Below are 12,572 nucleotides of genomic sequence, written 5' to 3' on the forward strand. Positions count from 1 at the left end.
ATTGCATTAAAAAAGGGCTGCCTTTTCAGACAGCCCTCGCCCTTTCATTGTGGTTGGTAGCCCTAGATGAAAGGTTTTTTACTCACCACGTAAGCTATAAATAAATGCTTGTGGTACATATGTTTTATTTTTCTCAAGTAATGCAGGGGCTGCTTCCAGTTGTTTAATCGCACGATTATGAGCATATTCCTTTTGCCCACGCGTAATTTCATATGAAGCATTACCTTTTGTTAAAATTGCCCCATTACCAGTTGACTTCACTGTATAACCTAGTTCTTCAGCTAAAATGCGTAATGGCACCATTTTTACACCAGCAATTTCATAGTGGTCATGTGCAATGATTTCTGATATGATGTCTTCCACTTCAATAATTGGCGGCGGTGTTGTAGATTGTTCCTCGCTATCAAGTACAACTATTTTTGATGGTGTCGTTTGAGCTGGAATGCTACGAGTTGAAATTGTATAAAATACGACAGCCTCTTTATTAATCACATCAGCCTGCGTTAATTTTTCACCCGCTCTGTTTGTGATAACAGTATCCTCCGCAATGTTTAGCTTTAATGTATTTTCTTTATTGATGAAGTTTTCATCGAATGTACTTACATTTACGAAGCCTACCTCTTCTGTTTCAACAATAATTACTTCTGGTGCATATTGTGGTGGATAAATTAAAATAACCGGCTTACTGCTATCTACATAGGCTGTAAATTTCATGCCTTTTTTCAATTCTACTTTTTTGCCTGTATTATCTAATACAATTGTGTCTTCGTCGATTGCTAAATTGAATGGATTTTCTTTGTCTTCATTTGTTAATAATTGTGAACCATTCTCACGCGTATTAATATCGCCAATGACACCTGTAAATTCAATAAAGTCTGCTACTTCTTCCTCCGGCTGAACAACCTCAGCCTCTACTGTCTCTAAAACGACTACATGATACGGACTTGTTTGCGCTGGAATGCTGAATGTTGCTGGACCATAAAAAACAATCGCTTCTTTGCCAACGATATCCTCTTGCGTTAATTTTTCACCAGCTAAGTTTGTAATTTGTGATTCCTCTGATAAATTTAACTTTAATGTATTTTCTTTATTGACAAAGTTTTCATCAAATATTCCTACTTCTACAGTACCCATATCACTTGTTTCTATGACTACTACCTCTGGATTATACTGTGGTGGATAAATCATAAGCATTGGCTTATTTTTATTAACGAATGCTGTAAATGACATACCCTCTTTTAAATCCGCTTTTTTACCAGTGTTATCTAAAACTAATGTGTCTTCTTGGATAACTAATGAGAAAATGTTTTCACCTTGTTCAATTGTCGTGAATAGAGCACCGTTATCACGTTTTTCAATTTTACCTAATTTACCTTTTAGTTGGATGAAGTTTGTTGCTACTTCTTCCTTCACTTCATTCGAAATTGGCTCTGCTTTGTCTTGCGCGAAAGCAAGGGGTGCTGTAACTGCAGATGTTGCTAACGTAGCTGTTAGTACCATTGTCATTGCTTTTTTCATCATCTATTTCTCTCCTTTAAGCACGTTTCACAGTATTAGTCGTAGTATACGCAAAAAGGTTACAAAAAACTTAATTTAATTTTTTTCTTTTAAAATGGATGTTACAATATGCAGCGAATCCCACTCACCACGTGAAAAACGGGTAATAGGATAGTTTTTCGTGAATAGCTGTTTATTGATTTCCCTAGCGGTGAGACCTTGCTTATGTAGGGAGAGTATTTTCTCTTGCAATGTTAATAAATATTCCTCTTTCGCTTGCAGTGCTTTACGTCCATTTTTCAATAAGCCACCATGACTACAAAAAACATCCTGAAAATCATATGCTAATACCTTTTGCAATGACTGAATGATTGTTGGTATACTTTCATCACTTAAAATAAGTCTCGTTTTTGTTGTCACATATAAATCACCCGTAAATAGCTGACCTGTTTCTTTATTTAGGAATGCAACGTGGTCAATCGCATGCCCCGGCGTTTGAATGACATCCCATTCAGCCGTTTTCGAGCTAAATGTGCTTGCAATTGGCTGTGCTTGAAACGCTTTGCGCGCCCCCCAAAATACTTTACGATAAAATGGATACGCTGCTTTTTCTGCGCATTCTTTTAGCAATGTTCGTTCAATATAAACAGGATAGCCTTGCTGTTGTAGAAAGGCAGCATTACCTGAATGATCCTCATGATGGTGCGTTAAGACAACTTGCTCGAACTGCTGCTCCTTAAAAAATTGCTGAAATAGCTTACGTAGAGAATAGGCCCCTGTATCAATGCATATACCATCAACAATATAGCTATAAACATTTAACTGAACGCCTTGAAGGGCTACTGTCCCATTTCCGTAAGTAACGCCATTAAATTCCCCTTGCTCAAACTGTTTTTTTAAAAGCATCTTTTTCTCCCCCATTATGAATGAGTATTCATTTAAAGCGTAAAAGAAGCGGTTGTCCAAAAGGGCTTCCCCACTAGACAACCAAGACTTCTATATTCATTTCTTACTTATTTTCCCCTGTTTCTACTTCATAGGCTGTAATCCAATCACTATAACTACCCACATATAGACGCAATTGCTCATAGCCCGCCTCTGTTAGTACTGCAAATAATGGTGACGCTGTGACACCAGAGCCGCAATATACAACAACTTCCTCATCCTTTTTTACTTTTGCAAGTAGCTCTTCTGTGGGGGCAAGCGAAGCGCCTTTCTTCACCTGCTCCCAATCAAAGTTTTTCGCCGTTGGAATATGACCAGCAACTGGATCAAGTGGCTCATGCTCTCCGCGATAACGATTCGCTGCACGTGCGTCAAGTAATGTTGCTTGTTCTTTGCCGTCAGCTATATTTTTCACATCCTCACGCGCTGCATACATTTGCTCTTGCCATTGCAAAGTTAGGGTTGTTTGTGCATATTCTTTTTGTGCTGTCGTTACTTCAAACTTCTCTGCTAATGCAGAAAAGCCACCATTGACAATATATACATTTGGGAAACCTGCAAACTTCAACATATACCAAGCACGTGCCGCAAACGGCATTCCACCTTGGTCATAAATATAGATGATATCTTCATAACGCAAGCCAGTGCGCTCAAATAATGATTGCAATTGCTCTTTTTTAGGCATTGGATGACGTCCTTCTTTACTCGTCATATCAGATAAATCACGATTTAGATCCCAGTACACTGCTCCGTTCATATGACCTTCTTTATACAATTGCAGCCCTTCATCTGCATTTGTCAAAGAAAAACGCGTATCAATAAAACGCGATTCTTCCTTTATTTCATCCACTGTGACAAATACTTTAGCCATAAATATCTCTCCCTTTTCTCCGTATTATTAGACTGTAAAATCTATTTTCGACCAACACGACATTGGTCACACAAGGGTTTTCACATTCTGTGAAAACCCTTGTGTTCCGCTATCACTAATCTGGGATATGCCAATGATTGAAAATACACTAAAGGTTAAGTGGAAGTTCAACTGCCCGTAAAAGCCCGATTGGTTCAACTAACAATCAGTGGGGATGAGGAAAACCCCCCACTGATTGAAGTTTCACTTTATTTAAGCTGAGCGTAAATCTCTTTCCACTCGCCTAATGCACTTTCCTCCTGTAGCAGGCGGCGCTCCGTAGCAATTTGCTCTAGTGCCTGTGCACGTATATATTGAGATAATGCATTTGCTTCATCTGCTACATAGCCTGCTACCCATTCACGTAATCTTGCTTTTTCGGCATCTAAATACAACTGTGCATCAGGCTTCGTTAATTGCTCTAATGCATCTTTTAAATGCTCTTTTTCATTTTTTTCGAAAAATGCTTTAACGTTTTTAAAATGCGATTTAACAGAAGCATATTTACTATGCTCTGTAAATGGGCCGGCAAATTCTAAAATTGTCGGCTTTGTTGGCTCATACGCAAGAAAGGCAAAGCTATTGTTTATTTCTTTCAAGCTACGCGCTTCCTCTTTAAAGCGCTCAGCAATGCGTTTTTCAACAAATTGCGTTAAGCGGAAGTTCGTCACACGTAGCTCCTGTGTAAAGTCGAAGCTTAATGCTTGCAGCACTTCCTTTAATGATGTTTCTAAAGCAGCGGCAGCAGGCATTGCGGCAAATTGCGATGGATTATAGCTTTCGCGGAAGAAATCCGGATAACGATAGTATACGCGCTGCATTACATAATATAATAGCTCATCTAGCTCTTGATTTGCGTCTGATTCCAACATCGCGGTTTGCACGCTTGTATATGCTTTTTCAATATGCTGCTCCAGCTGTGTGAGCTCCTCTAAACGGTCATCTTTACGTAAAAGATTCGCCTCCGTTTGCACGATTAAATCATGTAAACGCGCATGCGCCTTCTCGACTTCCTCTTGCAACGCTTGAACCGCAAGTGCTTGTAATTCGTCATTTAAGAAGTGCTGGAATGCCTCCTCAAACGCCGGCATACCTGAAGCTAAGTCTTGTGCCTGCTGCTTTTCACGCAATGCCTGCAAACTCGATACACCATAAAGGCGAGGGAAACGAATACCAAAGCGTTGCAATTCGCTACGCACATAATTTTTTACATCTTCCTCTTCCTCTTTCGTGTTTGCTAAATCGATAGCATTAACGACAAAGAACATTTTATCAAGCTCAAATGCATCTTTGACACGTCCAAGCTGAATTAAAAACTCACGGTCTGCTTTGGCAAAAGCATGATTATAATAGGTAATAAATAAAATCGCATCGGCATTGCGGATATATTCGAATGCTACACCTGTATGGCGCGCATTAATTGAATCTGCCCCAGGTGTATCAACGAGTGTGACACCCATTTTAGTAATTGGTGAATCATAATAAAAATCAATATTATCAACGAAGCACGATTTATTTTCCTGTGCAACAAATTGCTCAAACTGCTCACGATTGACACGTAGCACTTGACCAAGTTGCTCTTTAAATTCGTTATAGCCTTCTGCATATGCACGAATAAATGACTTATGAATATTCAATCGTTCATCTACTAGCTTCACTGCCAAGCCTTCTTCAGCACGTGTATAAGCTTCCTTTAAAGAGGAAACCGTTAAACCAATCGCGGCATACGAACCTTGAATATCTTCTAGCAGTTGCTCTGCTGTTTTTAGCTTTACATCTGCTGTTTCATGTGGATGCTCCGCAGTTACTGGACGAATTTTATTAATAGCGGCTGTCGTTGGGTTTGGTGACACAGGCAACACTTTTGAGCCCATCAGCGCATTTGAAAAGCTCGATTTCCCAGCGCTAAACGCCCCGAATAATGCAATGGTAAAATCCTTCTTTTGTAAACGCTCGACTTTTTTCTGTAAGAAGCTTGCGACTTCCGCAAAACCTTGCACATTACCAATCGCATTTGCAGTTTTAAATGCTTGCCTAATGACCTCTTCTGTTTGGTAGTTTGCGTTCGCTACTTGTTGCTGCTCAAAATGTTCGACAATTTGCTGTTCCTCATCTTTAGCTAACATCTCTTCACTAAATGGGCGAATTTCTGCTAACGCTCGTTCAAAATCGCTTTGCCATTTTGCTGTTTGTGATTTAGCCAATGCGCGTGTTTCATTTTTCGCCTGCTTCATTTCTTTATCGCTATATGCTTTCTGTTCATCAAATTGCTGAATTTGACGAATCGCATCTACTTTCGGCTGAAGTGCTGCTGTTTTTAATTTCACTGGTGCACTCGCCTCTGTTGCTACTTGTGATAATAATGGCTTCTGCTCCTCAAGCCATGCATTCGTTGTGCGGATGAAAAATCGTTTTGTAGCTTCTGCCACACGGTTGGCAAAGTTCAATAAAGCATCGCCTGTCACAAGTGCACCAGACTGTACTTGCTCCTCAATAATGGAAAATGGCAAAGCAAAGCTGTGCTGGTCAATGGCCGTAGCACGCTCCTCATTTAAAGCACCAACATTTCTTAGCGCTTCTTTCATTAATGCTTTTATATGCCCAATAATTTGCGACTGTACTATCGCTTGGTAGGCAGCATTCGCCTCTTCAATACGACGCTCTCGTTCCTCCGCTGTTTTGCGCTTCGCACTAAATAAGCCACCTACTTTAAAGTTTTCCTGCTTACTCTCTAAGTAGCTGCGTAGCTTCTCACGGAAATCTGCTGGAATAATAGCTACATTTGCTAATAAATCTTTACGCTTTTCATCAAATGTTTGCTGCCATTCTTCATATGAGAATAACGTCGTTTGACGAGCTAAATATTCGTATTGCTCTAAAATATCTGCGCGAGTGTCCCAATCTTCTGCCTGCAGCACCTCCGCAAATTCCTCAAGGCTTTCTTCCTTTTGTTGCGCTAAAAAAGCCTCGTGCTCATGATGTAGCTTTTGCAGCGTGTTTTTCGCTGTCAGGACAAGCTGCTCCTGCCAATCCTTCATCGAGTCCATAACGATTTTTTTTACTTTTGTAAAATCATTATGCGGATGCTCCTTATCCTTTAATGAAGTAAAGAAAATATCTTTCGGCTCTACGCCCCATGCTGCGAATGATTGATGAACTGATTTACGGAAATCCTCGAAAGATAATTCAGCATCTCGGTGCTTATCGATTTGGTTAACAATTAAATAGACATTCGGATTATATTTCATCAATTGCTTCGTAAATTGGAAATTCAACTCGGATTGGACATGGTTATAGTCCATCGTATAAAAAACAATATCTGCAATATGCAGCGCTGATTCTGTACTCATCGCATGAGCATCATCTGTTGAGTCTACCCCCGGCGTATCCATTACCGTTACACCTAATGGTAAATTAGAGCCGCTATGGCCAATTTCAATTTGTGATACGAGCTCTCCGTTTTTGCTAAGCTCTTTTACTGTTTTAAAATCATAGCCTGCCTCAAATTTGACTGGCTTATCGTGATGCATATAAACAATTGCATAATCTTCTTCTGCTTTATGTACTTTTACAATATTAGCACTTGTCGGAATCGGGCTTGCTGCTAAAATATCTTCACCTGATAAAGCATTAATCATGCTCGACTTCCCAGCCGAGAAATGTCCAGCAAAACCGATAACATATTCTTTTTGTAAAATTTTACGTGCAAATAAATTCAGCTTCTCCATACGCTCTATATCTTCATTATTTTTATAAATTATGTATTGGATTGCTGATTGCTGTAGCAGCTCCTGCAATTGTTGTTCAAAAACTTCCATTATACTGTAATACCCCTTTATTCTTATTGTTTCTGCATTTTGAGCGCGATGAACGCCCATAAACGCTACTTGCAAACAGTGTGAGCACCGATTGAAGTTTCACTTTATATAGTACCACGCTTTGTTCGAAAATTTCGCTATATAATTGAAAAAAACGAGGGTGATGTCTAAAAAACAGTACACTGTCTGCTATTTAGACGCTCTCGTTAATGCTTTTTCAAAGAATTTAGCAAATATTTAATGGAGAAGCAGAAGGCTGCCCGAAAAGATATAAACTTTTCGGACAGCCCCCTTTCGTCAACTCGATTTAATTGTATTTTTTAACACGTATGAGCCTATTGCTGCATATACAACAACTACGATGCCAGTCATCGCAAAAATCATACGGGACACCTCACTTAATTTGATACTGAGAATCATTTTCATATCTATTATACTAATATTTTTTCTTTGTCGTCAATCCACATTGTATTCTATATTTTTAGATGCTTTCATGATACTATTGAATAAATTAGCTAAAAGGATGTGGTATATTATGAGCACTTCGAAGCATGTACAAACGATTTTAAATGGGACAATACACTCATTAAAAACTATTTTACCAATGGACATAGATGTTAAATCCCCCTCTCTTACTACCGAGCCATACATACAGCAAGAAATGGGCGTACTCATTGGTTTAATTGGCGATTTAAAGGGGCGTATTATTATTGATAGTACACCTGAGGCATTTGGGTCAATCGGAGCTGCTATGTTTGGTATGCCACTAGAGGGGGCAATGCTAGAATCATTTACAGGCGAGCTTGGCAATATGATTGCTGGCAATCTCTGTACACATGTAGGCACTGAAAATTTAGAGCTAGATATCACACCTCCTACAGTAATGGTTGGTCATACAAAACTTTACGGTTTCCAACATGCTTTCCGTCTCCCTGCAACACTTGGCGGTATTGGCGACATTACAATTTTACTAACAATTGATGATGAGGAATAATTACTGCGAAAACAGCTAGTAGGCATATGCCTACTAGCTGTTTTTATGAGGAAAACTCGTCCTTCATTTTATGAAAATATTACTCTTTTCATACTTCACATTTTCTTCACAAAATTTCGTAGCAACTGTGATTTTTATCACATCGTCACGTATGTGTTTTCTATATGATTAAAACAAGTACGAAATATACATCTAATAATAGGAGGGACAATGATGGCGAAAAAGAAGAAGACGGAAGAAAACTTAAAAGGAACGCTTGTTATGACCTTAACCCTTGGCGGAATCATTATTTTAATATGGGCCTATTGCTTCAGCCTATTTATGGATCGTTTTTAAAGACATTAAACGTTAAAGGAGTTGAAAACAATGCATCTACATAAGTATGAAAAATGGTGGATGGTGTTTGGTGCTGGTACGCTAGTAGCTTTCTTAATTATTTTAGGTATCGGTGCTTTCCACAGTGGCTCACATCCAAATGACTCTAAAAAAACTATCGATTATGAGAGAGTTGAAGATTTCAAGCCATTTGACAATCCCGGTGTCCATAAAGTTGAGGGCAAGGATTGGGATTATGAAGTCGTACTAATTGCTTCAGCATTCAATTATAATCCCGGCGTCATTGAATTACCGGTAAATGCAAAAGTGAAATTTATCGCAACGACGAAGGATGTTATTCATGGATTCCAAGCAGCAGGAACAAATATTAATATGATGCTTGAACCTGGTTATATATCTGAATATACAACAGTCGTTAATAAAACAGGTGAATACTTAATCGTATGTAATGAATACTGCGGTACAGGGCATGCATTCATGTATTCTACATTAAAGGTGGTGGACCCAAATGCAACAAACGATGGTGAATAAAATTATGAAGGTTGACCCGCGCGATGCAAAGTTAGCCATGGCAAACTTTTATGTTGCATTTATCGCATTGCTTGTCGGCGGTTTAGCTGGTTTATTACAAGTATTAGTTCGTTCAGGTCAATTTAAGTTACCTTGGGGCATTGGTTATTATCAGGTTTTAACAGTTCACGGTGTATTACTCGGTCTTATTTTAACAACATTCTTTATTTTAGGCTTCCAAGTCGCTGCAATTAGCCGCACAGTAGGACCTCTTACGGACGGACAACGCAAAATTGGTTGGTTAGGCTTCTGGCTTATGACTGCTGGTACTGTAGCAGCTTCTGTCATGGTACTTTTAAACAAAGCCACTGTATTATTTACTTTCTATGCACCATTAAAAGCGCACTGGATTTTCTATTTAGGCTTAACATTCGTAGTAGTAGGTTCTTGGACATTAATCGCACCTCAAATTATGCGCTTTTTCGCTTGGCGCAAAGAGAATAAGGGTGAAACTTCTCCCCTCTTAGCATTTATGGTGACGGTAAATAACTTTCTTTGGATTGTCGCAACATTAGGCGTTGCTATTGAAGTATTATTCATGCTTTTACCATGGTCATTAGGTTTGGTTGAGCGCGTAGATGTGCTTTTAAGCCGTACATTTTTCTGGTATTTCGGGCATGCGCTTACGTATTTCTGGTTACTACCTGCTTATATGGCATGGTACACAATTGTACCGAAAATTATCGGTGCAAAGATTTTCTCTGACGCATTAGCTCGCTTAGCATTTTTACTATTTCTCATCTTCTCTGTTCCAATTGGTATTCACCACCAATTAACAGAGCCGGGTATCGATGGACTATGGAAGTTCATTCAAGTTGTTTTAACATTCTTCGTAACCGTGCCATCATTATTAACAGCATTCGCCATGTTTGCGACGTTCGAGTTGCGCGGGCGTGAGCTAGGTAGTAAAGGGCTTTTAGGCTGGTTTAAAGCTTTGCCATGGAAGGATAGTCGATTTTTACTACCTTTCATCGGAATGGTTGCTTTCATTCCTGGTGGTGCAGGCGGTATTGTCAATGCATCACACCAAATGAACCAGCTTGTTCATAATACAATTTGGATTACTGGTCACTTCCATTTAACAGCAGCAACAACTGTTGCCTTAACATTTTTCGGGGTTGCCTTCTGGTTAATTCCACACTTAACAGGACGTGTACTAACAAAAAAGCTAAACTTCTTAGGTGTAATTGTCGGTATTTTATGGGCTACAGGTATGTTCATCATGTCGAGCGCAATGCATATTGTTGGCTTACTTGGTGGTGCACCTCGCCGCTCAGAATACTCTGAGTATGGTGGTGCAACACAAGCAATGGAATGGATTCCATACCAAATTGCCCAGGCTGTTGGTGGCACGATTCTCTTTATCGCCATCATCCTAATTACGTATCTAGTTATTCAGTTAGCCTTTTTTGCACCAAAGGGCGAGCAAGATTTCCCTCTTGCAGAATTAGCACCTGGCGCAGAAAAAACACCTGCTATACTTGAAAACTTTAAAGTATGGGGCGTTATTTTATTAGCGATTATTCTTTTCGCTTATACAGTTCCAATCATTGATATTATTCAAAACGCGCCACCTGGCTCAAAAGGCTTCAACAATCTTTGGTAATGTAGAAAAAGCGTCCGCCAAGCACTGCTTGACGGACGCTTTTGATGATACAACTCCAAAGTGTTTGCCCTTAAAGTCAGAGAGGGGCTTTTTGGAAAATTGGATCAATAAGCGGATTGTCTTTTGAACTAAAGTAAACAAATGAAAATTGAATTTGCATTCGCAAAATGGAGCAGCTTTCTTTACTCAATCACTTCAAAAATTATTTTTGCTTCTAATTTATATATATCCCCTATTATTTCATCTATCCCAAAATGGGTAATTGCTTTAATTTCATACTGTCCTGGTGGAAAGTTCATCTTTGCCATTTGTTGAAATAGCTCCTCACTATACGGCTTACCGCCCTGTCCTTCTATATACGCACCTCCAGAAAAGCCGTAATCCTCTACTAAAGGTTGTCCCTTCGTTATTTTTGTATAAATAAGCGGTTCATTCATGGCAGCACCAAAATGATAATCTTCCGTTAAATTTGTCGTCTCTAAAAATAACCACGAGCCACCATGTGCTATATTGATAGCTGACTCCTCCCCTTCATAAATAAGCTCCGCCCGAATGGCCAATTTTTCCCCCACTTTATATTGCTCCTTATCTGAGATGAGCTTTAATATAAACGGCTCCTCCTCTACTTGCGCTGTTGCTTGATTGAAGATTGACATGGATGGCTCCTCCTGTTGCGACTGTGTGACTCCACAAGCTGTGAGTAGCATTGTTAACCCTATAATTGAAAGCAATTTCACCGCTGCTCCCTCCTTTTATAGAAGTAGACGACTTAGAGGTTTATTTGTTACATAATTCGATAATTTCACATGATAATCTTACCATATCGGTATATCATGTCTAAATGTTTAATCTGTTAGACGTACAGAAAATCTCAGTCTTTTTATTTCACAAACTTCAGGAATGTGACTCAAAGTCTGTTGACTCAAAGTCAACATTTAACTAAAATTTTCTTGGTAAGATTTGCATAAAGGATGGGTTAAATGAATATTAAAGATAAAATTGGGCTGAGAATCAAGGAATTAAGAAAGCAAAATGAAATTAGTCAAGAAGGCTTAGCATATAAAACGGGTCTAGATAGAACATATATAAATAGTGTGGAGAATGGAAGAAGAAATGTGACAATAGAAACTTTAGAAAAAATCGCCAATGGTTTTGATATGAATATTTATGAATTCTTCAATACTAATTTTTTTAAGGGGGAATAAAATAGTGGATTTTAAAGCATATGAAAAACAATTATGTAAAAGCATAGAGCAAGAAGTTGAAAAAATTATACAATCTAACCTACACTTAAATATCCGTGCAAAAGCAAGGGCTGGTGCTGAAATAAGCGATTATTTAGAGGAACACTTTGTGATTTCTATTAATAACAATAATCATCCGTATTTAACTGATGCCGAACAAGCACCTAGAGGAGCAACTAAAAATCCATATGACGCCAAATGTTATTTTGATTATATGGGAAGAAAAGAGCTAATTTGGATAGACTTTAAAGCTTTTAAAACATCTTCATTAGATAGTAATCCTGATATTGGAACGCCAAATAAAGTAATTAAATTTATTAAGGAAGGGCATTTCTATTTAATATTTGTGCTAGCCTACTATGAGGAAGATGGTGAAGGATTAAAGTTCGTCGAACACTCCGGGAAATATACAAAGGTTTATCCATTGAAAGATGTCAACCATACTTTTCGATTAAACCCTAAACCACAGCTGCAAGTGAATATGTCTGCTGAACCTGAATATAGAACGAGAGAACAATTTATTGAATTATTAATCCAAAAGCATAGGGAAAGTTATAATAGAAATATCATTGCCTTAAATCAAAAAATTGATAAGCTAGATGATATTTATATCCAACTTATCAATTCGAATAGGGACTCGGAAAAACAGTAG

Annotated in this window: 11 protein-coding genes; 6 read left to right on the forward strand and 5 right to left on the reverse strand. The window is 38.6% G+C overall.

Annotation, left to right across the window (positions count from 1 at the left end):
- Positions 1–78: 78 nt before the first annotated feature.
- From MHH70_RS03575 to MHH70_RS03590, 4 genes are all read right to left on the reverse strand, one after another.
- On the reverse strand, positions 79–1,521 hold the full coding sequence (locus tag MHH70_RS03575) for a stalk domain-containing protein (RefSeq protein ID WP_342472569.1): 1,443 nt from the start codon (positions 1,519–1,521) through the stop codon (positions 79–81).
- Between the two features lie 72 nt (positions 1,522–1,593).
- Positions 1,594–2,403 carry an MBL fold metallo-hydrolase gene (locus MHH70_RS03580; RefSeq protein WP_342472570.1) on the reverse strand — a complete coding sequence of 270 codons (810 nt, stop codon included), beginning with the start codon at positions 2,401–2,403 and terminating at the stop codon, positions 1,594–1,596.
- Positions 2,404–2,506: 103 nt separating this feature from the next.
- The gene (locus MHH70_RS03585) at positions 2,507–3,313 is read right to left on the reverse strand and encodes a sulfurtransferase (protein ID WP_107942573.1); all 807 of its coding nucleotides are present in this window, start codon (positions 3,311–3,313) and stop codon (positions 2,507–2,509) included.
- Between the two features lie 248 nt (positions 3,314–3,561).
- Positions 3,562–7,170: a dynamin family protein gene (locus tag MHH70_RS03590; RefSeq protein WP_342472571.1), complete on the reverse strand. Its 3,609-nt coding sequence runs from the start codon at positions 7,168–7,170 to the stop codon at positions 3,562–3,564.
- 535 nt (positions 7,171–7,705) lie between these two features.
- On the opposite strand from MHH70_RS03590, the gene MHH70_RS03595 reads away from it, so the two are divergent.
- From MHH70_RS03595 to MHH70_RS03610, 4 genes are all read left to right on the forward strand, one after another.
- Entirely contained in the window at positions 7,706–8,164 is a 459-nt protein-coding gene (locus MHH70_RS03595) for a chemotaxis protein CheX (protein ID WP_066163629.1), read from the forward strand.
- 210 nt (positions 8,165–8,374) lie between these two features.
- The gene (locus MHH70_RS03600; protein ID WP_342472572.1) at positions 8,375–8,500 is read left to right on the forward strand and encodes a hypothetical protein; all 126 of its coding nucleotides are present in this window, start codon (positions 8,375–8,377) and stop codon (positions 8,498–8,500) included.
- 30 nt (positions 8,501–8,530) lie between these two features.
- Positions 8,531–9,031: a cytochrome c oxidase subunit II gene (locus MHH70_RS03605; RefSeq protein ID WP_066163632.1), complete on the forward strand. Its 501-nt coding sequence runs from the start codon at positions 8,531–8,533 to the stop codon at positions 9,029–9,031.
- Positions 9,009–10,676: a cbb3-type cytochrome c oxidase subunit I gene (locus MHH70_RS03610; protein WP_154098159.1), complete on the forward strand. Its 1,668-nt coding sequence runs from the start codon at positions 9,009–9,011 to the stop codon at positions 10,674–10,676. Before MHH70_RS03605 ends, MHH70_RS03610 begins: the two co-directional genes overlap by 23 nt.
- Positions 10,677–10,858: 182 nt before the next feature.
- On the opposite strand, the gene MHH70_RS03615 is transcribed toward MHH70_RS03610, so the two are convergent.
- The gene (locus tag MHH70_RS03615; protein ID WP_342472573.1) at positions 10,859–11,413 is read right to left on the reverse strand and encodes a hypothetical protein; all 555 of its coding nucleotides are present in this window, start codon (positions 11,411–11,413) and stop codon (positions 10,859–10,861) included.
- Positions 11,414–11,656: 243 nt separating this feature from the next.
- Here MHH70_RS03615 and MHH70_RS03620 point away from each other — a divergent pair, with 243 nt between their 5' ends.
- Positions 11,657–11,881 carry a helix-turn-helix transcriptional regulator gene (locus tag MHH70_RS03620; protein WP_066163636.1) on the forward strand — a complete coding sequence of 75 codons (225 nt, stop codon included), beginning with the start codon at positions 11,657–11,659 and terminating at the stop codon, positions 11,879–11,881.
- Positions 11,882–11,885: 4 nt separating this feature from the next.
- Entirely contained in the window at positions 11,886–12,572 is a 687-nt protein-coding gene (locus tag MHH70_RS03625) for a hypothetical protein (protein WP_107942569.1), read from the forward strand.

Source organism: Metasolibacillus sp. FSL H7-0170, from assembly GCF_038593115.1.
Lineage (GTDB): Bacteria > Bacillota > Bacilli > Bacillales_A > Planococcaceae > Metasolibacillus > Metasolibacillus fluoroglycofenilyticus.

Excerpts from the sequence above, each read along its gene's own strand:
- MHH70_RS03595 (WP_066163629.1), top strand. The coding sequence starts at position 7,706 with ATGAGCACTTCGAAGCATGTACAAACGATTTTAAATGGGACAATACAC.
- MHH70_RS03585 (WP_107942573.1), bottom strand. The coding sequence starts at position 3,313 with ATGGCTAAAGTATTTGTCACAGTGGATGAAATAAAGGAAGAATCGCGT.
- MHH70_RS03590 (WP_342472571.1), bottom strand. The coding sequence starts at position 7,170 with ATGGAAGTTTTTGAACAACAATTGCAGGAGCTGCTACAGCAATCAGCA.
- MHH70_RS03620 (WP_066163636.1), top strand. The coding sequence starts at position 11,657 with ATGAATATTAAAGATAAAATTGGGCTGAGAATCAAGGAATTAAGAAAG.
- MHH70_RS03605 (WP_066163632.1), top strand. The coding sequence starts at position 8,531 with ATGCATCTACATAAGTATGAAAAATGGTGGATGGTGTTTGGTGCTGGT.
- MHH70_RS03610 (WP_154098159.1), top strand. The coding sequence starts at position 9,009 with ATGCAACAAACGATGGTGAATAAAATTATGAAGGTTGACCCGCGCGAT.
- MHH70_RS03575 (WP_342472569.1), bottom strand. The coding sequence starts at position 1,521 with ATGATGAAAAAAGCAATGACAATGGTACTAACAGCTACGTTAGCAACA.
- MHH70_RS03600 (WP_342472572.1), top strand. The coding sequence starts at position 8,375 with ATGATGGCGAAAAAGAAGAAGACGGAAGAAAACTTAAAAGGAACGCTT.
- MHH70_RS03580 (WP_342472570.1), bottom strand. The coding sequence starts at position 2,403 with ATGCTTTTAAAAAAACAGTTTGAGCAAGGGGAATTTAATGGCGTTACT.